This is a genomic window from Embleya scabrispora DSM 41855 (assembly GCF_000372745.1).
Classification (GTDB): domain Bacteria; phylum Actinomycetota; class Actinomycetes; order Streptomycetales; family Streptomycetaceae; genus Embleya; species Embleya scabrispora.
Map to the genome: position 1 here is coordinate 272,039 of NZ_KB889697.1, position 20,960 is coordinate 292,998.

The 20,960-nt window shown below is 70.2% G+C and carries 20 protein-coding genes; 6 read left to right on the forward strand and 14 right to left on the reverse strand.

Going from position 1 to position 20,960, the window contains the following annotated elements:
* Positions 1–4: 4 nt before the first annotated feature.
* The 3 genes from A3IC_RS0138370 to A3IC_RS0138375 form a co-directional block, all read right to left on the reverse strand.
* Positions 5–3,256: an AfsR/SARP family transcriptional regulator gene (locus tag A3IC_RS0138370; protein ID WP_020555381.1), complete on the reverse strand. Its 3,252-nt coding sequence runs from the start codon at positions 3,254–3,256 to the stop codon at positions 5–7.
* 219 nt (positions 3,257–3,475) lie between these two features.
* Positions 3,476–3,745, reverse strand: coding sequence for a DUF397 domain-containing protein (locus tag A3IC_RS65795; RefSeq protein ID WP_205354228.1), 270 nt, complete (start codon positions 3,743–3,745; stop codon positions 3,476–3,478).
* Complete coding sequence (locus A3IC_RS0138375; RefSeq protein WP_040877796.1) at positions 3,742–4,611, reverse strand: helix-turn-helix domain-containing protein; 870 nt, start codon at positions 4,609–4,611, stop codon at positions 3,742–3,744. The genes A3IC_RS65795 and A3IC_RS0138375 overlap by 4 nt, the downstream gene beginning before the upstream one ends.
* A 259-nt stretch (positions 4,612–4,870) precedes the next feature.
* On the opposite strand from A3IC_RS0138375, the gene A3IC_RS58965 reads away from it, so the two are divergent.
* Positions 4,871–5,314 carry an ATP-binding protein gene (locus A3IC_RS58965; protein WP_020555383.1) on the forward strand — a complete coding sequence of 148 codons (444 nt, stop codon included), beginning with the start codon at positions 4,871–4,873 and terminating at the stop codon, positions 5,312–5,314.
* Positions 5,315–5,436: 122 nt separating this feature from the next.
* Here the strand turns inward: A3IC_RS58965 and A3IC_RS0138385 are convergent, their stop codons facing one another.
* The gene (locus tag A3IC_RS0138385) at positions 5,437–6,372 is read right to left on the reverse strand and encodes an alpha/beta fold hydrolase (protein WP_063744941.1); all 936 of its coding nucleotides are present in this window, start codon (positions 6,370–6,372) and stop codon (positions 5,437–5,439) included.
* 164 nt (positions 6,373–6,536) lie between these two features.
* Between A3IC_RS0138385 and A3IC_RS0138390 the strand changes: the two genes are divergently transcribed.
* Together A3IC_RS0138390 and A3IC_RS0138395 are read left to right on the forward strand one after the other, a co-directional pair.
* On the forward strand, positions 6,537–7,703 hold the full coding sequence (locus A3IC_RS0138390) for an aromatic ring-hydroxylating oxygenase subunit alpha (protein WP_020555385.1): 1,167 nt from the start codon (positions 6,537–6,539) through the stop codon (positions 7,701–7,703).
* Between the two features lie 383 nt (positions 7,704–8,086).
* On the forward strand, positions 8,087–9,622 hold the full coding sequence (locus tag A3IC_RS0138395) for an outer membrane protein assembly factor BamB family protein (protein ID WP_020555386.1): 1,536 nt from the start codon (positions 8,087–8,089) through the stop codon (positions 9,620–9,622).
* Here A3IC_RS0138395 and A3IC_RS58970 read toward each other — a convergent pair.
* The 8 genes from A3IC_RS58970 to A3IC_RS65800 all read right to left on the reverse strand — a co-directional run bounded on the left by A3IC_RS58970 (position 9,538) and on the right by A3IC_RS65800 (position 16,338).
* On the reverse strand, positions 9,538–10,341 hold the full coding sequence (locus tag A3IC_RS58970; protein ID WP_158696269.1) for an urease accessory protein UreD: 804 nt from the start codon (positions 10,339–10,341) through the stop codon (positions 9,538–9,540). The genes A3IC_RS0138395 and A3IC_RS58970 overlap by 85 nt on opposite strands.
* Positions 10,338–11,081: an urease accessory protein UreG gene (gene ureG, locus A3IC_RS0138405; RefSeq protein WP_020555388.1), complete on the reverse strand. Its 744-nt coding sequence runs from the start codon at positions 11,079–11,081 to the stop codon at positions 10,338–10,340. The genes A3IC_RS58970 and ureG overlap by 4 nt, the downstream gene beginning before the upstream one ends.
* A complete protein-coding gene (locus A3IC_RS0138410) occupies positions 11,071–11,760 on the reverse strand; it encodes an urease accessory protein UreF (protein ID WP_020555389.1) in 690 nt (229 codons plus the stop codon). Before A3IC_RS0138410 ends, ureG begins: the two co-directional genes overlap by 11 nt.
* 126 nt (positions 11,761–11,886) lie before the next feature.
* On the reverse strand, positions 11,887–13,608 hold the full coding sequence (locus A3IC_RS0138415; RefSeq protein ID WP_020555390.1) for an urease subunit alpha: 1,722 nt from the start codon (positions 13,606–13,608) through the stop codon (positions 11,887–11,889).
* Positions 13,605–13,955, reverse strand: a complete 351-nt coding sequence (locus A3IC_RS0138420; protein ID WP_020555391.1) for an urease subunit beta — start codon at positions 13,953–13,955, stop codon at positions 13,605–13,607. Before A3IC_RS0138420 ends, A3IC_RS0138415 begins: the two co-directional genes overlap by 4 nt.
* On the reverse strand, positions 13,952–14,254 hold the full coding sequence (locus tag A3IC_RS0138425) for an urease subunit gamma (RefSeq protein ID WP_020555392.1): 303 nt from the start codon (positions 14,252–14,254) through the stop codon (positions 13,952–13,954). Before A3IC_RS0138425 ends, A3IC_RS0138420 begins: the two co-directional genes overlap by 4 nt.
* A gap of 303 nt (positions 14,255–14,557) precedes the next feature.
* On the reverse strand, positions 14,558–15,322 hold the full coding sequence (locus A3IC_RS69155; RefSeq protein WP_158696270.1) for a hypothetical protein: 765 nt from the start codon (positions 15,320–15,322) through the stop codon (positions 14,558–14,560).
* The gene (locus A3IC_RS65800) at positions 15,319–16,338 is read right to left on the reverse strand and encodes a Hint domain-containing protein (protein ID WP_158696271.1); all 1,020 of its coding nucleotides are present in this window, start codon (positions 16,336–16,338) and stop codon (positions 15,319–15,321) included. Before A3IC_RS65800 ends, A3IC_RS69155 begins: the two co-directional genes overlap by 4 nt.
* Here A3IC_RS65800 and A3IC_RS0138440 point away from each other — a divergent pair.
* Entirely contained in the window at positions 16,303–16,596 is a 294-nt protein-coding gene (locus A3IC_RS0138440; RefSeq protein ID WP_020555394.1) for a hypothetical protein, read from the forward strand. The two genes, A3IC_RS65800 and A3IC_RS0138440, sit on opposite strands and share 36 nt — an antisense overlap.
* 117 nt (positions 16,597–16,713) lie before the next feature.
* On the opposite strand, the gene A3IC_RS0138445 is transcribed toward A3IC_RS0138440, so the two are convergent.
* Positions 16,714–18,723, reverse strand: coding sequence for a S9 family peptidase (locus A3IC_RS0138445; RefSeq protein WP_205354230.1), 2,010 nt, complete (start codon positions 18,721–18,723; stop codon positions 16,714–16,716).
* A gap of 95 nt (positions 18,724–18,818) precedes the next feature.
* Between A3IC_RS0138445 and arfB the strand changes: the two genes are divergently transcribed.
* Positions 18,819–19,241 carry an alternative ribosome rescue aminoacyl-tRNA hydrolase ArfB gene (arfB, locus tag A3IC_RS0138450; protein WP_020555396.1) on the forward strand — a complete coding sequence of 141 codons (423 nt, stop codon included), beginning with the start codon at positions 18,819–18,821 and terminating at the stop codon, positions 19,239–19,241.
* Between the two features lie 252 nt (positions 19,242–19,493).
* Entirely contained in the window at positions 19,494–19,997 is a 504-nt protein-coding gene (locus A3IC_RS58975; protein WP_020555397.1) for an ATP-binding protein, read from the forward strand.
* A gap of 6 nt (positions 19,998–20,003) precedes the next feature.
* Here the strand turns inward: A3IC_RS58975 and A3IC_RS0138465 are convergent, their stop codons facing one another.
* Positions 20,004–20,879 carry a DUF1206 domain-containing protein gene (locus A3IC_RS0138465; RefSeq protein ID WP_245599781.1) on the reverse strand — a complete coding sequence of 292 codons (876 nt, stop codon included), beginning with the start codon at positions 20,877–20,879 and terminating at the stop codon, positions 20,004–20,006.
* Positions 20,880–20,960 lie beyond the last annotated feature (81 nt).

A 20,960-nucleotide genomic window follows, 5' to 3' on the forward strand; every position in this document is an offset into this window, starting at 1 on the left:
ACCCTCACGGTGTCGGGGCCGCCGGCGTCTCCGGGTGGATCAGCGCGACCGCCTCGGCCGTGTCCAGCACCGAGCCGACCGCCTTGGCCCGGGCGAATTCCTCGGCCCCCATGCGCGCTTCGAGTGCACGGCGAACCCGGTCCGCGTCGATGTCGCTCAGATCGGGGTGACCGCGCACCACCTGCGCCGCGCCGAGCAGCAGCGCCGCGCGTTCGAGATCACCGCCGGCCAGGGCCAGCGCGGCGAACCCCTCGATACACGAGCCGAGCACGGGCATGTCCTGGCCCTCCAACGCGTACGGGACCGCGGCCTCGAAATGGAACCGGGCCGTCCCCGGGTCATCGCGGCCACACGCGACGTGCCCGCGGCCGATGTGCAGGCTTCCGATCAGTTGCGGGGGCAACAGCCGCGTGTTCGGCAACTCCGCGAAGGCGTTCTCGTAGCGGCGTTCGGCCTCCTCGAAATCGCCCACGTAGCGTGCCAGTTCGCCCAATCCGAGTTCGCCGAACAGGTACGACAACGGTGTCGCGCGCACCTCGACGCGCTCGCTGAGATCCAGCATCACCTGCCGCGCGAGGTCGAGGTCGCCGGCCCGCGCGTGGATCATCCCCCGACGGACCATGAGCTGCGGGATCTCGTCCTCCGCCTGGAGCTCGCGCAACAGCTCCAGCGCCTCGTTCACGGCGGCCAACGCACCCTCGAAGTCGGACGTGAACATCAGCAGTTCGGCCAGACCCGAGATCGCGGACGCGCGCCCCCAGCGGTCGCCCATGGCGCCGAAGCGGTCCCGGGCGTCGGTCAGGAAGCTGACCGCTTCCTCCGGGTGACCGAGATTGACCGCGAAGTGCCCACGCATCAGCCGGGCCATCGCCTGGGTCCACTCGTCGCCGAGTGCGTCGGCCGCGATCAGCGCCTCGCTCAGCGAACTGTTGTCCTGGCGCACCACCGCAGCCAGCATCTCGATGAACACCGGCAGCACCGGCGTCACATCCGCGCCCAGTCGCCGGATGATCAGCCGGGCCCGGGCGTAGGAGCGGACCGCCTCCCATCGTTCACCGGCCGAGAAGGCGTGCAGCGCGTGAAAGGCGAGCGCACCGGCGAGCTTGTCCCGCGGCGCGGGCCCGGGCACCGCGAGCCCCTCGTGGCCCCACGCGTGCGCCTCGCCGTGGTTGCCGCGCATCGCCCAGAACCAGGACAGCGCGTCGATCAGCCGAACCGCCAGCTCCGCGTCGGTGTGGTCCACGGCGTAGCGCAGTACCACCGCCAGGTTGTCGTGCTCGGCGGCGATTCGGTTGATCGCCTCGATCTGTCCGGGCCCGCGCAGTCGGGCGTCGGCCTCCTCCGCGTAGTGGGTGAACCACTGTGCGTGCCGGGCCGCGGTCGCCTCCGTTTCGCCCGCGTCCACCAGGCGCTCGCTCGCGTACGCCTGGATGGTCTCCAGCAGCCGGTAACGGGTCTCGGTGGTGCCCATCACGTCCACCAGCGACTTGTCCACCAGACCGGCGAGCAGGTCCAGCACGTCGGCCGCGGCGAAGTCCGTGCCCGGCAGCACCGCCTCGGCGGCTTCGAGCGTGGTGCCGCCGGCGAACACCGACAGTCGGCGCAGCGCGACCCGCTCGCGCTTTTCCAGCAGGTCCCAGCTCCATTCCACGACCGCGCGCAGCGTCTGGTGCCGGGGCAGCGCGGTCCGGCTCCCGCCGGTCAGCAGCCGGAATCGGTCGTCCAGCCGGCCGGCGATCTGGGTGGGGGTGAGCGAGCGGGTGCGGGCGGCGGCGAGTTCGATGGCGAGCGGTTGTCCGTCCAGGCGTCGGCAGATCTCGGCGACCGCGCCGATGGTGTCGGCGTCGATCACCAGGCCCGGACGTACCGCGCGGGCCCGGTCGGCGAACAGCCGCACCGACGCGTAGGCCATGCCCTCGGCCGCGTCGACGTCCACCGGCGGCAGGGCGAGCGGGCCCAGCGGGCACAACATCTCGCCGTCGATCCCCAGCGGTTCGCGGCTCGTGGTCAGGATGCGCAGGGTGGGCGTGCGGGCGAGCAGCCGGCCGGCGATGGCTGCGGCGGCGGCGATCAGGTGCTCGCAGTTGTCCAGGATCAGCACGCTGGGCCGACCGGCGAGCAGTTCGACGATCCGCTCGACCACATCGCGACCGGAGCCGTGCACGTGCGTGTCGAGCAACCCGACCTCACGTCGCCCGAGCGCCGTCAGCACCGCCTGCGGGACGTCCAACGGATCCAGCACGGGGGCGAGTTCGACAAACCAGACGCCGCCGTCCACACCCCGGCCGCGAGCCGCGATCCGGGCGCCGGCCTCGGTGCTCAGTCGGGTCTTGCCCGCACCGCCCGGGCCCACCACGGTGACCAGGCGCGACTCGGCGAGCAGCCGGTCGACCCGGACCACCTCGTCCTCGCGCCCGACGAAGGTGGTCAGCCGCGCGGGCACATTGCCCGGCGCCGGGCGGGGGGCGTCCGAGATCCGGTCGACGGACGGCGCGGCCGGGGCGGGGGCCGGGGCCGCCGGGCGCGGCTCACCGCCACGCAGCACCGCGAGGTAGGCGGCCTCCAGGTCCGGCGAGGGGTCGATGCCCAATTCGTCCGCGAGCCGCTCGCGCAGGTCCTGATACAGCGTCAGCGCATCGGCCCGGCGACCCTCTTCATGCAGCGTGCGGATCAGCAGTCCGTACAGCCGCTCGCGCAGCGGGTACTCCCGAGTCAGCTGTTCCAGCTCGGCGGCCAGGCCCCGGCTGTGGCCCAGCGCCAACTGGGCCTGGGCCCGGTCCTCGATCGCCCCGAGCCGCTGCTCGACCAGTCGGGCGGCCGGACCGATCGCGAACGGGGCATCGGCGGCGTCGGCCAGCGCCGACCCCCGCCACAGGGCGAGCGCACGGCCCAGGGTCTCGGCGGCGCCCGCCGGGTCGCGCTCGCCCAGTTGCCGGCGACCGCGGACCGCGAGCGTGCCGAACATGTGCGCGTCCACATCCTCGGGCCGGATCCGGAGCACATAGCCGGCCGGTCCCGAGTCGAGTTCGACGGGCAGCTGCCGGCGCAGCCGGGAGATCAACGACTGCAACGCGTTGCCCGCCCCCGCGGGTGGGTCGTCGCCCCACACGGCCGCGATCAGCCGGTCCGCGGAGACCGGCCTGCCGGGGTCCAGGACAAGCCGGATCAGCAGCGCACGCAGTCGCGCGCCGCCGATCGTCACCAATCGACCGTCGTCGTCCCACGCCTGGAGCGGGCCAAGCACCGAGATTTGCACCCCACCACTCTTCCACCCCGATGCGCTGCCGGAGCGGGCCGCAGCAGCGCACGGAGTGAAGTAAGGGGACGGCGACGGAGAGTTGCGCATTGGGAGCGCCCCGGGGCACGGGAACCCGGGACGATCATCGGGAGAATTCACTCTTTCGTGGGATTACTTCCCACCCTTGGGAGTGAGGAGCGCGAACAATCAACCGTTCGGTATCGGAACGGACGCGACTCAGGCGCCGATCCCACCGATAAAGATCTGCCACGCACCGGCTTCCAGGTGGAGCACCGGACCGGCGGCAACTTTCGAGTCGCGCACCAGGACCGCGCTCGCGACGGGGGCCGTCTCGACGCAATTGCTGGTGGCGCCACTGTATGTGCTCCGCCGCCAAGCGTGGCCGGCAAAAGCGCTCTGACCTGCAACTTTGAGGTCTTGTTGGGAATCTTCGGTGATACTCGGGGAATCGAACCGGAAATGTGAACCCGGGTTTTTGTTGCTCAAGACAATTCCTTTGCTGCGAGCTCGATCACGGACAAGGATTCACCGTACGACAGCGCCGAAGCGCGGATGTCCTCAAACAAACGCTCATAGACACTGACGTGTTCGGGCTCCTCCAGATAGAGGCTACTCGTATGCGTGTCGAGTACGACCACATCCAGATCGGAAAGCGCGGGGAATCCGATGATCGCGAATGAACCCTCGATCGCGGGATGCGCGCCCGCCGAGAACGGGAGGATCTGCAGGCGCACGTGCGGTCGGGCCGCGGCGGCCATCAGATGCTCCAACTGGGCCCGCATCGTCTCCCGGCCGCCCACCACGGTGCGCAGCACGGACTCCGAGATCACCACGGTGAGCCGAAATGTCGCCTCGCCGTGCGGCCCGACCCGGTCCAGCACCGCCTGCCGCTCCTGCCGGACCCGGACCAGCATGTCCACCTGCTCGGCGGACATGTCCTCGCGGACCGCGGCGATCACCGCCCGGACGTAGTCCGGCGTCTGCAACAGGCCCGGGATGAGCGAGAGTTCGAATCCGCGCATGCCCGACGCCTCGGCCTCCAGGCTGAGCAGTTCGGCGTAGGAGCTGGGCAGGATCGACGAATAGCTGTGCCACCAGCCGCGCTTCTTGGCCTCGCGCGCCAGGGTGAGCAGCGAATCACGCTCCTGCTCGTCCTCGACCCGGTACAGATCCAGCAGAATCCGCAGGTCCACCGGTCGCACACCGCTGCGGCCCAATTCGATCCGACTGACCTTGGAATCCGAGCACTCCAGGCGCACGGCGACATCTTCGAGGCTCAGGCCGCGCGCTTCGCGCAACCGGCGCAGCTCGGTCCCGAGCCTGCGCTGCCGAACGGTCGGATTGGGCGCCATGGCCACGCCGCACCTCCACTTACACGCTGTTTTCGCACCGAACCGGAACGTCGGCGCGTCCGATCGGGGGACAGTGTGCCCTACTGCGAGTGGAAGTGTGGTTACTACCGGAAACTTCCCGTCGATCCAAGAGTGGGAGTTGCACACTCATTCACGGCCGGGCACGCTCCAAGTCGGCCATGACTTACTGTTGTTCGCGGGTCGCTCTGGGTGCATGCCTCGGATCGTGCGACCCCCTGCCGCACGTCCGGAGGTCGACATGCCGGTGATGGCGGAGGACGTCCGTCACTATTGCGTTCAGCTCGCCGCCTCGACCCTGGGGGTCGGGCGGGTCCGCCGCACCACCGGCAAGGTCCTGCACGACTGGGGCCTGGCCGAGTTGGTCGACGTCGCGGAGGTACTCCTGACCGAACTGCTGACCAATGTTCTCGTCCACGTCGGGCCGGGGGCCTGGCACGCACTGACCCTGCTGCACGACGGCGACGTACTGCGGGTGGAGGTGCGCGACTCGTCGCCGCGCATGCCGGTCGCCCGGGTCGGCGCGTGGGACGAGGAGTCCGGTCGGGGTCTGCGGATGATCGAGGGTCTGGCGCACGCGTGGGGAGCGGACCGCCTCCCGCCCGGCAAGGTGGTGTGGTTCACCCTGCCGGACACCGTGTGTCCCACCCCCCGTGACCGACTCCGGGCAACCGGCGGCGCGTGACGGGAGATCGGGCGCCCGCACACCGCCGCAGTCGAGCACCGGGCGCCCGCACACCACGCGCCCGAACATCGAGCGCCCGACTTCCGCGCGCCCGAACACCGGTCACCGGGGGCCACCGGCCGTCAGCCGCCGCCCCCGTCGGGGCCGGTGTCGGCGGCTCCGACGAGCAGGCATTCCTCGGCGAAGGCCAGCACCCGCAGGTGATAGGCGCGTGCGGCGTGGTGCAGGCTGATGTTGTGCCCGACGCCGCGTTGGGTATGGGTCTCCACCCACCGCGCGCCGACGAGCAACTCGCGTGCCTCAGCCGGCACTTCGGGACCCGCCGGCTGGGACCGCTCGAACTCGGCCACGGTCCAGTGCACGGGTGACACCACCCGCGCCAGCACACCGGGCAGCGTGTACGGGCTCTCCCGCACGTCGACGAACTCGGCCATCGGCACCGCGGCCGCCACCCGCCCGGCCCGGGTGAGCAGCGCCGGGTCGTAGGACCCGGGCGGCCCGAAGAAGGTGTCCGGCGTACTGCCGCCCGCCGACGGCACGAACGCGCCGTCGGTGGGGACCGCGGCGAACTCGGCCAGCCGCTCGGGGGTGTACCGCAGCGGCGCGCCGCCGACCGCGAGCCCGAGCAGGTCCCGGCCGCGCTTGTCGGCCGCCATCCGCAGCGCGACGAGCGCGCCCATCGAGTGCGCCGCGAGGAACACCGGCAGCGGATCCGACCCGTTCGGCCCGGCGCCGACCGGCGCCCGGCCGAGTTCGTCGAGCAGGGCGAACAACACGTCCACCTGTGCGTCCAGCCCCTGCCGCTCCCGAGCCAGGCCCGCGGACGCGCCGTAGCCGGGTCGGTCGATCGCCAGGACCGTCCAGCCGAGCTCCGCGCCCAGTACGAGCAGCGAGCCCTCGGCCGCGTTGTCGCGGTGCCAGTAGGCCGCGCGCGAGCCGCCGCCGTGGACGGCGAGCAGCAGTCCGCGCGGCCGCACGCCGGGTTCGGGGCGGGCGAGCAGACCCGACAGGGTCATGCCCGCGATGTCATAGCCAACGTTCTCGACCCGGCCGGGCATGGTGCTGACCTCCACGTGCGATTGCCCACTGATGAGACCACATCCGCCTGCGGGTCATTGACGGGGTATCGACCCCCGCCAACAATGTAACGGTGTAACAGAGATGCGGTCGGAGTACTGAATCTGCCCATCCCGGACATCTCCCAGACATCGGAGTCACTCCCTTGAAGCACCAGGACGTGGTCGCCACCGGGCGACGCATCATCGAGCACATCGCCAATCGCACGCTCGACCTGGGCGCGGCGCCCGCCGTCCTGGACGGCTCGTGCTTCACCGACCCCAGCCGGCACGCCCGAGAGCGCGAGGTGCTGTTCCGCCGCACCCCACAGGTGATCGGGTGGGCCGGCGAGGTGGCCGAGCCGGGCGACTTCATCGCGCGCGACGTGGACGGCGTACCGGTTCTGGTGACCCGGGACCGGGACGGCGAACTGCACGCGTTCCTGGACGCGTGTACCCACCGCGGCATGCGGGTCAGCCGGGACGTCCCGGAGACGGAGGGCCTGACCGGCACCGGCTGCGGCAGCGCGCAACGTTTTCGCTGCGGCTACCACGGTTGGACCTTCGGCAACGACGGCGAACTGACCGGGCTGCCCTCGCGTCCGCAGTTCCCCGGCATCGACCCGGCGAAGTTCGGCCTGCGTCCGCTGCCGGTCGCGCTGTCCGCCGGACTGGTCGTGGTCGGCTTGCGCCCGGACGTCGAGGTCGCCGGCGCACTGGACGAGCTCGAGGACGCCTACGCGGGCTTCCCGTACCAGCGCACTCGCGCGGTGGTCAGCGAGCGGTTCGACCTGGCCTGCAACTGGAAGCTCTCGGTCGACATCAACGTCGAGGCGTACCACGTGCCGTTCCTGCACACCGCGACGATCAACGGCATCGTGCTCAACCACGGCATCGTCGACACGTGGGGGCCGCACACCCGATTCGCCGTCCCGATCGTGGGTTTCGAGCAGCTCGCCGATGTGCCGGAGGAGTCCTGGCCCGCGCGGCTGCCGATGGTCAACGTACAGACCGTGCTGCCGTCCACCGTGCTGATCGAGAGCCCGCTGAGCACCACGATGTTGCGGATCTACCCGGGCGACCGGCCGAACCGCTCGGTCGTGCACATGACCGAGGGCACCTGGGAGCCGCTGAGCGAGAGCGGCATCGCCATGGCCCGGGCCAACCACGAGACCAACAAGCGAGTGCTGGTGACCGAGGACTTCCCCGGCGCCGAGTCCTGTCAGCGCGGCTTCGACGCGGGCCTGCCGAGCATGGTCGCGGGCATGGGCGAGTCGGCGGTCGCACACTGGCATCGGGTGTGGGAGGACGCGCTCGCCTCGGCCCGGTACTGAGCGCCCGGTCGAGCCGGCGGACGCCGACGGCCGTGGCCGGGCCTCGGTCGCGGCCGGGTTATGATCGTCCTGCTCGCGAAACGCTGTGCGGTTCGCGAAGGAGGCGCCTTTGGCCGGGCGCCTCCTTTTCTTTGCCCGGATCCCGTCTTCTTTGCCCGGATCCCGCCGCCTGCTCTTCATCCGGATCCCGTCGCCGGGTTCGGCCCGGTCCCGAGGCCGTGCCCGAGGACCGTCGACGCCGTCCCGGGCGCCCCGGACACCCCTCCCGCATCGCGCCGCGGAACCGTTTCCGGATCGTATTTCCGGGATCTATCCGTGCCGCCGCCCAGGTCCTACTCTGCTCTCCAGCAAGCACGTCGACAGGTCCCGGAAGGGCGTGGGCGATGCCCGGGGTGCGGACGCTCGGTGAGGTGCTCGACCACGACGGCCCGCTTGCGGAGGGGCCGCTGCGCGAGGTCGCGGCGGGAATCGCGGACGCCTTGGCCCGGGTGCACGCGATCGGACTCGTGCACGGCCGGCTGGGTCCGGACCAGGTGTTGATCACCCCGTACGGACCTCGGGTGACCGGTTTCGCCGGCCGCACCGACGCGGACGACGGCGGCGACCCCTCGGAGGACGTGTACGCGTTCGGCACACTGATCACCCTCGCCGGCGGCGGCTCGCCCTCCGCCGAGTTGAGCCCGTTGCTCCGGCGCTGCCTCGATCCCGATCCCGGGCAGCGCCCGACCGCGGTGGACGTCGACCGGGTGTTGACCCCGCGGCCGGTGGTACTGGTGCCGCCCGCCGCCCCCGTCGAGGAGACCGCCGACATGCCGCAGGCGGCCCGCGCCGAGGATGCGCCGACCGGGCGCGGACTGACCCGACGCCGGCTGCTGATCGCGGGCGGGTTCGCGCTGACCGCGGCGACGGTGACCTCGGCCGGCGTCGCCTTCGCCCGGTTCGGCGAGCACGGCGGGACCGAGCCCAAGGTCCGATGGCGGCGTGCGGTGGAGGGTCGGGTGACCACCCTTCAGGTCTTCGACAACGTCGCGTACTGCACGACCACGGAGAACGTGGTCATGGCGCTGGGCACCGAGACCGGCGTCGCGTTGTGGACCGCGCGCACCGAATCGATGGTGTGGTCCGAGCCGGTGGTCTCCGGGACCGCGGTGTACGTGGCCTGCGTGGCCGGGCAACTCTGCGCGCTCGACCCGGCCGGCGGCGAACGCACGTGGCAGCAGTACGCCGGCGATCAGATCCTCGGCGCGCCGGTGGTGCTCGGCTCGTCCCTGGTGGTCGGCACCCGGGACGACCGGGTGCTCGGCTTCGACATGGCGCAGGGCGCGCACCGGTGGGAGTGGTCCCAGCCGCCGGCGCGCGGCGGGGTGATGCCGGCGGTGTTCGAACACAGCGCCGGCGATGTGGTGTACCTGACCTACAACGACGGCACGGTGAGCGCGATCGCCCCCGAACGCAAGGAACCCCGGTGGACGATCCACCTCGCCTCGCCGATCACCCGCCCGCCGCATGTGATCCGTGGTCTGGTGTATGTGGTGACCGGGTTCACCCTGGTCGCGCTCGACCCCGCCAACGGCGACATCGTGTGGCGCTTCCGCGGTACCCCGGACCTGACCGCCCCGGTGGTGGCGGAGGACATCGTCTACACCACCGACGTCGGCACGCTGTACGCGCTGGACGCGCACAGCGGTGTGGAGCGTTGGCGGCAGCGCACCGGCGCCAGTGTGCCCAGTCCGGTGGCCCTGGTGAACGGCACCGCCTACGCCGGCGGTGCCGACGAACTGCATGCCTTCGACGCGGCGTCGGGCCGGCGGCGCTGGACGCACGCACTGCCGACCTACCTGACCGCGGCTCCCGCGGGCAGCGGCGGCGTGCTGTTGATGGGCACCGCCGGCTCCGAACTGGTCGCCCTGGAAACCTGATCCGCCGGAATCGGCGCCGCCTCCAGGGCCCGCCGCGCGGTCATCACGTCGCGCGCCGTCACGGTCACCAGGCGGCCGCCGCCGGCGAGGTCGCACACCGCGCGCCCGGGGGCGCTCGGCAGCCGGTCGGGTGGTGCGGGCAGCGTCAGCCGAGAGGCCACCACGGTCCCGCCCGCGGTGCCGGCCGGACCGCGCCAGCCCGGGTGCGCGGCGGGCCCGTAGGCGCTCTGCTGGCGCAGCACCGGACGCCCGCCCACCAGGACGTCCCAGCGCGAGAGCACGTCGCCGCTCGGCTCGCCGGCGCGCCCCAGGACCAGCGTCTCCTGGGCGAACAGGTGGGCGTCCGGCGCCGGTTCGGCCCGCATGCGGGTATGGAAGGTCGCCCGCGCGGCCACCACCACCGGCTCCGGCAGCCACTCCAGCAGGCCGCCGGCGCCGATCACCAGGTCCACCCGCTGCCGGGCCGGGGTGCCGTCGCCGAGCAGGATCACCGCCGCGGCCGCGGTGCGCACCCGCAGTCGCGCGCCGGCCCCCACCTCCACGCGCAGCGCCAGGTCGTCGCCGCCGATCGGTCCCGCCGCGCCGCCCACGAAGACCACTTCGGCGGTGTCTCCGGACACGGACACCTCGCGCGGCAACAGCGGCACCTGCCCCCGCAACTCGGCGAGCACCGTGCGGCCGTGCCGAACTTCCGCGCGGATCACGGCGGTCGCTTTCACCCGGCGGCCGATCCCGCGGTCGACGAGAGGGGGGTCGGCGCCGCGACGGGGACCGCCGTACCGGCCTGCCACGCGGTGATCTGGTCGAGCACCCACGCGGTGACCACATCCGCACCCGGACTCTCGCGCAGCGACAGGAAGGCCACCGGGGTGCCCGGGCGCATCCGGGCCGCGTCGCGGTCCATCACCGCCAGGTCGGCGCCGATCTGCGGGGCGATGTCGGTCTTGTTGATCACGAGCAGGTCGGAACGGGTCACCCCGGGGCCGCCCTTGCGCGGGACCTTGTCGCCGCCGGACACGTCGATGACGAACATCTGTACGTCGGCCAGTCCCCGGCTGAAGGTCATGGTGAGGTTGTCGCCACCGGATTCGATGATCACCAGATCCAGGTCCGGGTGCGCGGCCGCCAAGTCCTCGACCGCGTCCAGATTTCCGCTGATGTCGTCGCGCACGGCGGTGTGCGGGCAACATCCGGTCTGCACGGCGGCGATTCGGTCGGCCGCCAACACCCCGGCGGCGCGCAGGAAATCGGCATCCTCGGTGGTGTAGATGTCGTTGGTGACCACGGCGAGCGAGAAGCGGTCGGCGAGGACCCGGCACAGCGCGGCGACCAGCGCCGTCTTGCCGGATCCCACCGGCCCGCCGATGCCGATGCGCAGGGGTCGCGAACCGGGCACGGCGGGCGCCGGCGGGGTGTGCGTGTGGGTACCGCCGTTGCCGGGGGTGTGGTCAAGATGCAAAGTGGACGACCTCCTCGTGGACGTGCAGTTCGGCGCACACGTCGAGGCCGACCGAGGACCAGCACGGCAACCGTTCCCAGTCGCCGTCGGCGAACACGGTGCGCGCCGCGTCGGCGGCCTCCTCGGCGACCTGATCGCAGTGCCCGGCCATCTCGGCGAGCACCACGGTGACCGAGATCGGGTCGAAGGAAAGCAGCTTGACCGCCGCCGAGGCGGGCCCGTTGACCACGTTGGTGGCGGCGAGTACGGCCGCCTCGCGCTCGTCGAGCCGGGCGCGGGTGGCCGCGGCGCCGAGCACGATCGCGTGGTGCGGGGATACGCCCAGTGCGGCCCACGGTTCGGTGGGCCAGGCCGCCTTGGCCACCCGGCGCAGCGACCTGCCCTGCGCGCGCGAGGCGGCCCGGGCGGGCGCGGCGGCGGTCCGCGCGTCGAGTTCGGCGTCGAGTTCGGCCCAGGGGGCCACCTCGGGCATCGTGTACGGGCCCGCGGTCAGCGCGGCGACGGCGGCGAAGGCCGCCTGGACCGCGCCGGTGCCATAGAGCTTGCCGAGCAGGAATTCGGTGAGTGTGTCGAGGTCGTGCACCTCGCCCCGCAGGACGGCGTTCTCCAGCCCGCCCGAGTGCGCGTAGCCGCCGGCAGGCAGCCGGGAGTCCCCGAGGAGGAGAAGTCCAGCACCCATGAGTACCACCTCTTACTGGTCGTAACGTGTCGATGTCGGTCCTGGCCGGTCACCGCAGTCACAGTTCTACATCCTGACGGTGAGTCAGCTTGCACTGACCCTCCGTCAAGAAGCTTTCATGCGCAATCAGAACAGGAAATAACGTTGCGCCATCGGCAAGGTTCCGGCCGGCGCCGCGACCACCTTCTCGCCGTCGACGCGGACCGAGAACGTCTCGGGATCCACCTCGATGTGCGGCATGGCGTCATTGAGCGGCATGGCCGACTTGCCCCTTCCCCGCACGTCTCCGGTCGGCACGAGTCGGCGGTCGATGTTCAGCCGTCCCGCGAGCCCGTCCTCCAGCGCCGCCGGAGCCACGAAATGCACCGAGCCGGCCGCGGCGGTCCGTGCCGCCGCACCGAACATCGGCCTGGGCAGCACCGGTTGCGGAGTCGGGATGGACGCGTTCGCGTCTCCCATCGCGGCCCACGCGATGGTCCCGCCCTTGACCACCAGATGCGGCCGGACGCCGAAGAACTTCGGATCCCACAGCACCAGGTCGGCGACCTTGCCGACGGCGACCGAGCCGACCTCCTCGTCCAGGCCGTGCGCGACCGCCGGGCAGATCGTGTACTTGGCCACATACCGCCGGGCCCGCAGGTTGTCCGCGGCCCCGTCCCCGGGCAGCGAACCGCGTCGGACCTTGTTCACGTGCGCGGTCTGCCATGTGCGCAGCACGGTCTCGCCGACCCGGCCCATCGCCTGGCTGTCCGAGCCGATCATCGAGATGGCGCCGAGGTCGTGCAGCACGTCCTCGGCGGCGATGGTCGAGGGCCGGATCCGGGATTCGGCGAAGGCGAGATCCTCGGCGACGGCCGGATTCAGGTGGTGGCAGACCATCAGCATGTCGAGGTGTTCCTCGACCGTGTTGACGGTGTGCGGCCGGGTCGGATTGGTGGACGAGGGCAGGATGTTGGGCAGGCCGGCCACGGTGATGATGTCCGGCGCGTGTCCGCCGCCGGCGCCCTCGGTGTGGTACGCGTGGATGGTGCGGCCGCCGATCGCGGCCAACGTGCCCTCGACGAAGCCGGTCTCGTTGAGCGTGTCGCTGTGCAGCGCGACCTGGATGCCGGCCGCGTCCGCCACGCGCAGCGCGGCGTCGATCACGGCCGGTGTCGAGCCCCAGTCCTCGTGCAGCTTGAGCCCGCCGGCGCCCGCCCGGATCTGCTCCCACATGGCCTCCTCGGACACGGTGTTGCCCTTGCCCAGGAGCACGAAGTTGATCGGTACCTCGTCCAGCGACTCCAACATCCGGGCCAGGTGCCACGCACCGGGCGTGACGGTGGTCGCCTTGCTGCCCTCGGCGGGCCCGGTACCGCCGGCGACCATCGTGGTCACGCCGGCGGACAGCGCCTCGGGGAACTGCGTCGGGGAGATCAGGTGCACATGGCAATCCACGGCACCCGCCGTCAGGATCCGCCCATTGCCCGCGATGATCTCGGTCGACGGCCCGATCACCAGGTCCGGATGCACGCCGTCCATGGTGTCCGGGTTGCCGGCCTTGCCGATGCCGCAGATCCGCCCGTCCCGGATGCCGATGTCCGCCTTGACGACGCCCCAGTGATCCAGGATCACCGCCCCGGTGATCACCGTGTCGGGAGTCCCCTCGGCGCGCGTCCGCATCGACTGCCCCATCGATTCCCGAATCACCTTGCCCCCACCGAAGATCGCCTCGTCCCCGGCGGCCCCGTGCGGGCGGGTCAGATCCTCGGTCACCTCCACCAGGAGCTCGGTGTCGGCGAGCCTGATCCGATCCCCGGTGGTCGGCCCGTAGAGCAACGCATACCGATGCCGATCGATGGTGGTCATCGCGCGTCCTCCCGGTCCAGATCGCCCCCGCGCCCGACCCGAAGCCCCGGCACCACCCGCGCGCCCGCCAGCGGCACCAACTCCACCTCGCGGCCCACCCCCGGCTCGAACCGCACCGCGGTCCCCGCCGGCACATGCAGCCGATGCCCCCAGGCCGCCGCCCGATCGAACTCCAACGCATCGTTGGCCGCCGGAAAATGCAAGTGCGACCCCACCTGCACGGGCCGGTCCCCCACGTTCACCACGGCCAGCGTCAACACCACCCGCCCGGGATTGAGCGGGATCTCCTCCCCACCCAACAAGATCTCCCCGGGCACCACCGCCGCGAGCGACCTCCGCGGCTTCACGGGATCGGCCGATGCACGGTCACCAGCTTGGTCCCATCCGGAAAGGTGGCCTCGACCTGCACCTCACCCACCATCTCCGGGACCCCCTCCATCACGTCATCGCGCCCCAACACATGCCGCCCCGCCTCCTGAAGGTCCGCTACAGACCGCCCGTCCCGAGCCCCTTCAAGCAGAAACGACGCCAACACCGCAGTCGCCTCGGGGTAATTGAGCCGAAGCCCTCTGGCTCTACGCCGCTGCGCGAGGTCAGCCGCATAGGAAACCATCAACCGCTCCTGCTCATGCGGGGTCAGCAACACGCGTGCCCCTCCTCCGAGGTCGTACCGACTCGTTGCCCTCGCAGCCTGACCGCTTCGTGTTTCCCGCCGAAACGGTGCATGTTAACGCGATGTATCCAACCCCTCACGCTCCCGCGATCGATGGGATCACCGGATGAGCCGACAAGCGGAATCCGATCGTCGTCCCTTGCCGCATAAACGTGATCGCGCCGCATCCCGAAACGGGACGCAGCGCGATCACGCTACAGATGCCGAGGCCCTATGAAATCCAGGCTTCGGTCATCCGATCGAATTCGGACTCAACGAACGCCCGGAAATTGCGCCTCACAAAACCCCACCCAGGATTCGGGAGACTCCGCGCGCCTTCGACTCGACGATCTGCGACTGCCGAGAGTGTGATCCCCCGGAAAGCCAGCCTTGCGTAATCATGCCGAAGTCGAACTCGAAGATCTCACTCGGTCGAAACAGATGGGCCAGCTCACTCCGCATAGCCGGTCGTCGATCCAAGAGATTCCGAGAAATGAACGCTTCCGTCGGAAGGTCCTGCGACGCTTCCTTGATCTGCGAAGGCGTCGGGAGGGGAACTTCGAGGTCGATCATGCCGTAGCCGACCGCTCCCGTTCGCCCCACGCCTTCGAGCAGCTCACGCGCCCATCGGCCCATATCTCTTGCTTCCCGGCGGTCTGCAGAATCCCGTAGATCATCTGGAATCCCTAGAGCCCCAGCGCTCACGCTCAAACAAATCGGATGCATTTCGGAGAGGGGGGCGGGTTGATATTCGATCACGACCTTCCCGAAAACGTTGTGAACGTATCCGGAGCGCACAACCCGGCGTCCACCATCCACCGCCGTTTTGATGAACTCCGATTGATGCGCGGAGCTGATATCTTTCTGGACTTTTTCCGCACCCAAATCGGATAGGAGCTCGAATCGCGTATCACGAGACGAGATCTCAACAATCCCGGAAGGTACACATCCCTTTCTCTCGGCTACCTCGCATACCGAGAGAAAGACCAAGCTCTCCGAAGTCTCGGGATAGAAGCTGACGAGTAGGTGAGGTGGGTCGAGGTACAACCTTTTCCCGCTCATCCGAGTCGTTTCAGCATACTTGAGAGCTGCTTTCTATTGGGTCTAAAAGCGGTCACAAGCACTCCCGAGGAGCGATCGAACTGGGCAACGAACCACTTTCCTTGGACTCTGCTGATGCAGGCATGCGTGTCCCTGCTTCCAGAAGGCCAAGGCACGATCTTGGAGCTCCGCATGGCGTTCTCGATCAGGGCTTGCCACTGAGGCATGAAGTCGGCGATCTTCGGCTCACCACCAAACCATTGAGCCGCATGCCTATCGAACGAGTGCTTGAGGCTGTTGTCGGTAAGCTTTGGCACCGGGCAGGTGCTGGTGTTGTGCACCAGAACAGGCGTGTTCCGGCCCTGCACATAGTACGTATGCCGGTTGGAGACTGTGAGGTTGTGGACCCGCTCCGGCTGAGTCCAGGACCTGATCTCAACGATCCGAACCAGTCTGCCAGACGCTGCTCTGAGCCATTCGCCAAGGCGTAGATCCCCGGCTTCGACCCACGTACCATGCTCCGGCAACCAGAAGGGGTGACCTGCGGTCGCCGTAACCTTCTCTACAGCCGTGCCGTCGCCGGTCGAATCGAAACCAAGCTCTACGAGATGCTTTCGACCTTCGCCCACGATCAACGCAGCGACAGGTTCGGAGCCGGTGGTGTTCGTCACCGGGTCTGTTGCCAGGACCAAGTCGCCAAGCTTGACCTCTTCGATCGGCCTGGCGGATCCATCAGCCATCAGGACTTCAGTTCCCGGGATGAAGCTATTACAGTCCCCGGTTGCCCTGGACGGCTCTTCCGACTGCTTCTTGGCCGGCTTCCCCTCCTTCTTGTCGGCGCTGGGCTTATCAGCCTTCTTGCTCTCCGTCGACTTCGAGGTCTTGCCGTCACCGTCCGCGCTCTTCGCCTTGGTCGCGGATTCTTTGCCCTGTTGGGCAGCGGATGCAGCGGCTTCGTCCGCCTTCTTGGCCGCTGCCGCTGCCGCTGCTTCCTGTTCGCGTTGCCAAGCCGCCAGGTCCTCGGCGTATTTCGCCATCGCCTGCTGGTAGCGCTCGGCGCGCTGGATGATGTCGATGGCGCGCTGGACGATCGCGCCCCACCCGACGACGGGTGGTGGGGCACCAGCGCCGGCCTACCGGTATCCGGCGACCAGAACGCCGACGGTCGTGACGACATCTCGATCATGTACAACTACCAATCCGGCGCCACCACGGCGTTCGTGTTCACCGCGCGCACCGACGGCGGTTTCGACAGCCCCAACGACTCGTGGCAGGCGGCACCCGGCTTCTGGTAGCCGCTCACCCGCCCGACGAACACCCCCGAGGGCGTTCCCCACCATGACGAAACAGCCCGGTCCGGCCGAGATCCCTCGGCCGGACCGGGCTGTTCGCGCGTCCGATGCGCGGGCGGCTCAGAAACCGCCGCCCGGCGGAGCCTCGATCTCGTCCGCCGGATCGAAGCCGAAGACCTTTCCGTAGAACCACAGTTCGGCTTCCAGGGCACGGATGATGTTCTCCGACCGCCGGAACCCGTGCTGTTCTCCCTCGAACGCCAGGTAGACGTAGGGGAGCTGCTTCTCCTTCAGGGCGGCCACGATCAGCTCGGCCTGGGCCGGCGGGACCACCTGGTCCTCCAGGCCCTGGAAGACCGCGAGCGGGCTGGACAGGTGCTCGGTGTGGTTGATCGGCGAGCGCGCCCGGTACACCGCCTCGGCCTCGGGATAGGGACCGACCAGGCGATCGAGGTAGCGGGACTCGAACTTGTGCGTGTGGCGGGCCAGCGCGGCGATGTCGGCGACGCCGAAGTGGCTCGCGCCGGCCGTGAAGTCGTCGCCGGCCACCAACGCGGCCAGCGTGGTGTAGCCGCCCGCCGAACCGCCGCGAATGGCCAGCTTGGCGCCGTCCACGACGCCGCTGTCGGCGAGGTGCCGGGCCACCGCCGTGCAGTCCTCGACGTCGACGATGCCCCACGAGTCGTACAGCAGGTTGCGGTACTGGCGCCCGTAGCCGGTGCTGCCGCCGTAGTTGACGTCCGCCACCGCGAAGCCCCGGCTGGTCCAGTACTGGACCCGCAGGTTGAGCACCGCCGGCGCCTGCGCGGTCGGGCCGCCGTGGATCGACACGATCAGCGGCGGCAGCGCGCCCTCGGGCGCCCGTACGTCCGGGTTCTTCGGCAGGTACAACAGCGCGTGCGCGGTGCGGCCGGCCGCGGAGGCGAACTCGATCGGCCGCGGTGCGCTGAACCACTGCGCGTCGAAGCCGAAGTCCCGGGCCGGCCGCAGCCGTTCGATCTGCAACGCGGTCACCGCGCCGGCCGCGAGCCGGACCCGGCGCGGCGCGTCCTCGTCGTCCGGACCACCGCCGACGAGCAGTACGCCGCCGGGCACCGCGGCCAGGTCGGACAACCAGGTCAGCCCGGTCTCCACGCGCACGGGCGGCTGCTCCGGGCGGATCGGATCGACGATGCCCAGGTGCGCGAAGCCACCGGAGTTGACCGAGCAGGCGATCCGGCCGTCGTCCAGGAAGGTGTAGAAGCGCTCGCCGAAGACCCACTGCGGGCCGCCGATCTCCGCCTCGACCGGCGCCACCGCCTCGACCTGACCACCCGCCCCGACCCGGTACAGGTTCCACCACCCGGTGCGGTCCGAACCGAACCACAGCGCACCGTCCGGTCCCCACTCGGGCTGAACCACCGATTCGCGCCCACCGCCCGCGACCGCCTGCGCACCGGTGGTTCGCGGTCCCGTCTCGATCGCCGCGACCATCAATTCGGCGGCGTCCCACGGCATGTCCGGATGCGACCACTGGGTCCAGGCCAGCGCCGAGCCGTCCACGGCCGGGCGCGGCGAGGAGACGAAGTCCGGGCCGGTGACCAGGACCCGCTCGCCGCCGAGGCCGTCCAGCGGCAGCGCGACGATCTCGTTGACCGCTTCACCGTGCGCCTTGACCGCGGCCGGCTCGTGGCTCTCGCGCACCGCGGCCAGCCACTCGCCCGGCCCCCACTGCCCCGCCGGCACGATGGTGAAGTCGGCGTAGCGCAGGCCCGCCTCGGTCTCGGGCTCCGCGGTGATCGGCACCGGTGCCGCATCGCCGGGCGCGAGGCGGTACAGCCGCTGGTCCGCCCAGTTCGCGAAGACCAGCACGCCCGCGCGCACCGTCCAGGCGCCGCCGCCGTACTCGTGCACGCGGGTGCGTGCCGAGAAGCCCTCCGGAAGCACGTCCTCGGGAGAGTCGCCCGGCCGTAGTCGCACCAGCTGGATGCGCCCGCCCTCGGACGGCCGGCCCTCCGACCACCACACGTCCTCGCCGTCGGCCCGGATGTCACCGGGGTTCGCGGCTCCTTCCACCAAGCGCTCGGCCGTGATCGGCGAGGGCCAGGAGCCGTATGTCTTCGTCTCGTCCGCGTTCATGTGGGCACTCATCCCCCGATCCTCTCCATCCGGAGCCGGGAACGCATCCGGCAAGGCCCTCGAAAACCGGGTCGACCCGAGCCGCTTCGAGGCGGGATCATGTCCGTATGACGACAGATCTCGACATTCGCGGCGTGGTGATACCCGCCGCCGAGCTGTCGTGGCGGTTCTCGCGCTCCTCCGGACCGGGCGGGCAGTCGGTGAACACCACGGACAGCCGGGCCGAGGTGTCCTTCGACCTGGGCGCCAGCACGGTGTTGCCCGACGTGCTCAAGGAGCGTGCCCTGCGTCGACTGGAAGGGCGTCTGGTGGACGGCGTGCTCACCGTCGCCTCCTCCGAACAGCGCTCCCAGCTGATGAACCGCCAGAGCGCGGTGCGCCGACTGATCGACATCCTGGTCGAGGCCACCGCCCCGCCCCCTCCGCCGCGGCGGCCGACCAAGCCCTCCCGCGGGATGCGTGAGCGCAGGCTGCGCAACAAGCACCATCGCGGTGAGATCAAACGACTGCGGCGCTCGACCGGGGATTGATCCCGAGTCCGAACAGGGTCCGAAGCGGACCCAAAGTCGAGATGAAGTGTCGCTTACCGAAGCATTACGGATCACACCCGGAAAACCGCGCCACAAGCACGATTCGCCATCGCACACTGCCAACGCCGGCAATGACCAACCGCGAACCGCAGTGAACGAAGCGAAGGACACCGGGATGCCCTCCCCCGCACGTGCACCACACCCGCCTCAGCCGATGACCGTCCCGGCCGCGTACCACTCGTCGAGTCATCCGTGACCGCCCTCGGGCGGGCCCGTGCCCGCACTCGACACGACCGGCGTGCCGCGACGAGCCCCCGGTACGACGCCGATGTCGAACATCGGCCCGGCCCGGTGTTCGTCCGCTGGACCATCGCGCCCACGGTCGCGGGCGTGCCCGAGGTCCGACACCGCCTACGTGAGCTGTTACGCGCCTGGGGGGCGGCCGAGGAGATCGAGGACACCATGCTCCTGGTCGCCACCGAGCTGACCTCCAACGCGGTCCGACACGCCGCGATCCGCACCGAGCGGATCCGGATCACCGCCTCGCACAGCGGCGCCGAACTGCGTCTGGAGGTCGCCGACGACCACCCGTTCCGCCCGCACGCGCTCCTGGAGACCGGCCCCGAGTCCGAGGACGGTCGGGGGCTGATGATCGTGAAGTTGATGGTGGCCGAACTCGGCGGCCACATCGACGTACTGCCCATCGGCGCCGGCAAGAGCATCCGGGTCGTCCTGCGCGAGGGGATCGCAGGATAACCCGCCTCAGCGCACCCGCCGCCAACGCGCCTCACAGAACGAATACAGCCCGAACACCACCAGGCCCAGCGCGATCACCACCAACAGTGCGGGCCCCATCGGCGTGCCGGCGAACGAACGCAGCGTCTCGTCGACCCCCTTGGCCCGATCCGGGTCGAACTTCACCGCCGCGACCACCACGAACACCCCGGCGGCGCCGAACACCACGCCCCGGCTGATCCCGCCGATCATCCCGAGCAGGTCCACCATTCGACGTTGGAGCGAGCTCATCTCCCCCGTGTTCAGCTTCTCCCGGAACCTGCGCAGCGCGTATCGCACCGCCATCCCGATTCCTACGCCGAGGAGCACCAGTCCGGCCAGGCCGACCAGGTATCGGCCGCCGGGCCAGTCCAATGCCTTGGCGGTGAGGTCCTTGGACGTCTTGTTGCTGCTGCCGCCCTGCTCTTGGCCCTGCCCCTGGCCTCCGCCGCCGCTCGCGGTGAGCGTGCGGATCAGCGAGGCGACCACGAAGCCGTAGAAGATCGCCCGGCCCAGCGACATCAGGCGTTTGCCCGCCTTGTCGCCGTCCGGCACGGCCTGCCCGAACGCGGCCTCGACCAGCCGCCACAGACACATCCCGATCAGTGCGACGACCAGCACCCACAACATCGCTTCGCCGAACGGCTTGGCGCCGATCTCCTCGACGGCACCACCGCGGTCGGCCTCCTGGTTCTTGTCGCCGAAGGCGATCTGCACCGCGATGGCGCCGACGAGGATGTACAGGAGCCCGCGGGCGGCGAGACCCGCCCGAGCAAGGCCCACCATCACCTTGCTGTCGGCGGCCTGTCGCCCCGCGGCCTTGGCCGTTCGACCCGATTCGGCCATGGAGGCTGACGCTGACATGTCGTATCCCCAATGCTTTGCGGAGCGGCTTCACGGCCGTGCCCCACGGCGTCCGGCCGGCTGACGTCTGCCCTGGTCGGG

Coding starts and splice junctions, on each gene's coding strand:
- A3IC_RS0138465 (WP_245599781.1), bottom strand. CDS start 20,879: ATGTCAGCGTCAGCCTCCATGGCCGAATCGGGTCGAACGGCCAAGGCC.
- A3IC_RS0138445 (WP_205354230.1), bottom strand. CDS start 18,723: ATGAGTGCCCACATGAACGCGGACGAGACGAAGACATACGGCTCCTGG.
- A3IC_RS58965 (WP_020555383.1), top strand. CDS start 4,871: ATGCCGGTGATGGCGGAGGACGTCCGTCACTATTGCGTTCAGCTCGCC.
- A3IC_RS65800 (WP_158696271.1), bottom strand. CDS start 16,338: ATGGCGAAATACGCCGAGGACCTGGCGGCTTGGCAACGCGAACAGGAA.
- A3IC_RS0138375 (WP_040877796.1), bottom strand. CDS start 4,611: ATGGCGCCCAATCCGACCGTTCGGCAGCGCAGGCTCGGGACCGAGCTG.
- A3IC_RS0138385 (WP_063744941.1), bottom strand. CDS start 6,372: ATGCCCGGCCGGGTCGAGAACGTTGGCTATGACATCGCGGGCATGACC.
- A3IC_RS69155 (WP_158696270.1), bottom strand. CDS start 15,322: ATGAGCGGGAAAAGGTTGTACCTCGACCCACCTCACCTACTCGTCAGC.
- arfB (WP_020555396.1), top strand. CDS start 18,819: ATGACGACAGATCTCGACATTCGCGGCGTGGTGATACCCGCCGCCGAG.
- A3IC_RS0138415 (WP_020555390.1), bottom strand. CDS start 13,608: ATGACCACCATCGATCGGCATCGGTATGCGTTGCTCTACGGGCCGACC.
- A3IC_RS0138395 (WP_020555386.1), top strand. CDS start 8,087: ATGCCCGGGGTGCGGACGCTCGGTGAGGTGCTCGACCACGACGGCCCG.
- A3IC_RS0138410 (WP_020555389.1), bottom strand. CDS start 11,760: ATGGGTGCTGGACTTCTCCTCCTCGGGGACTCCCGGCTGCCTGCCGGC.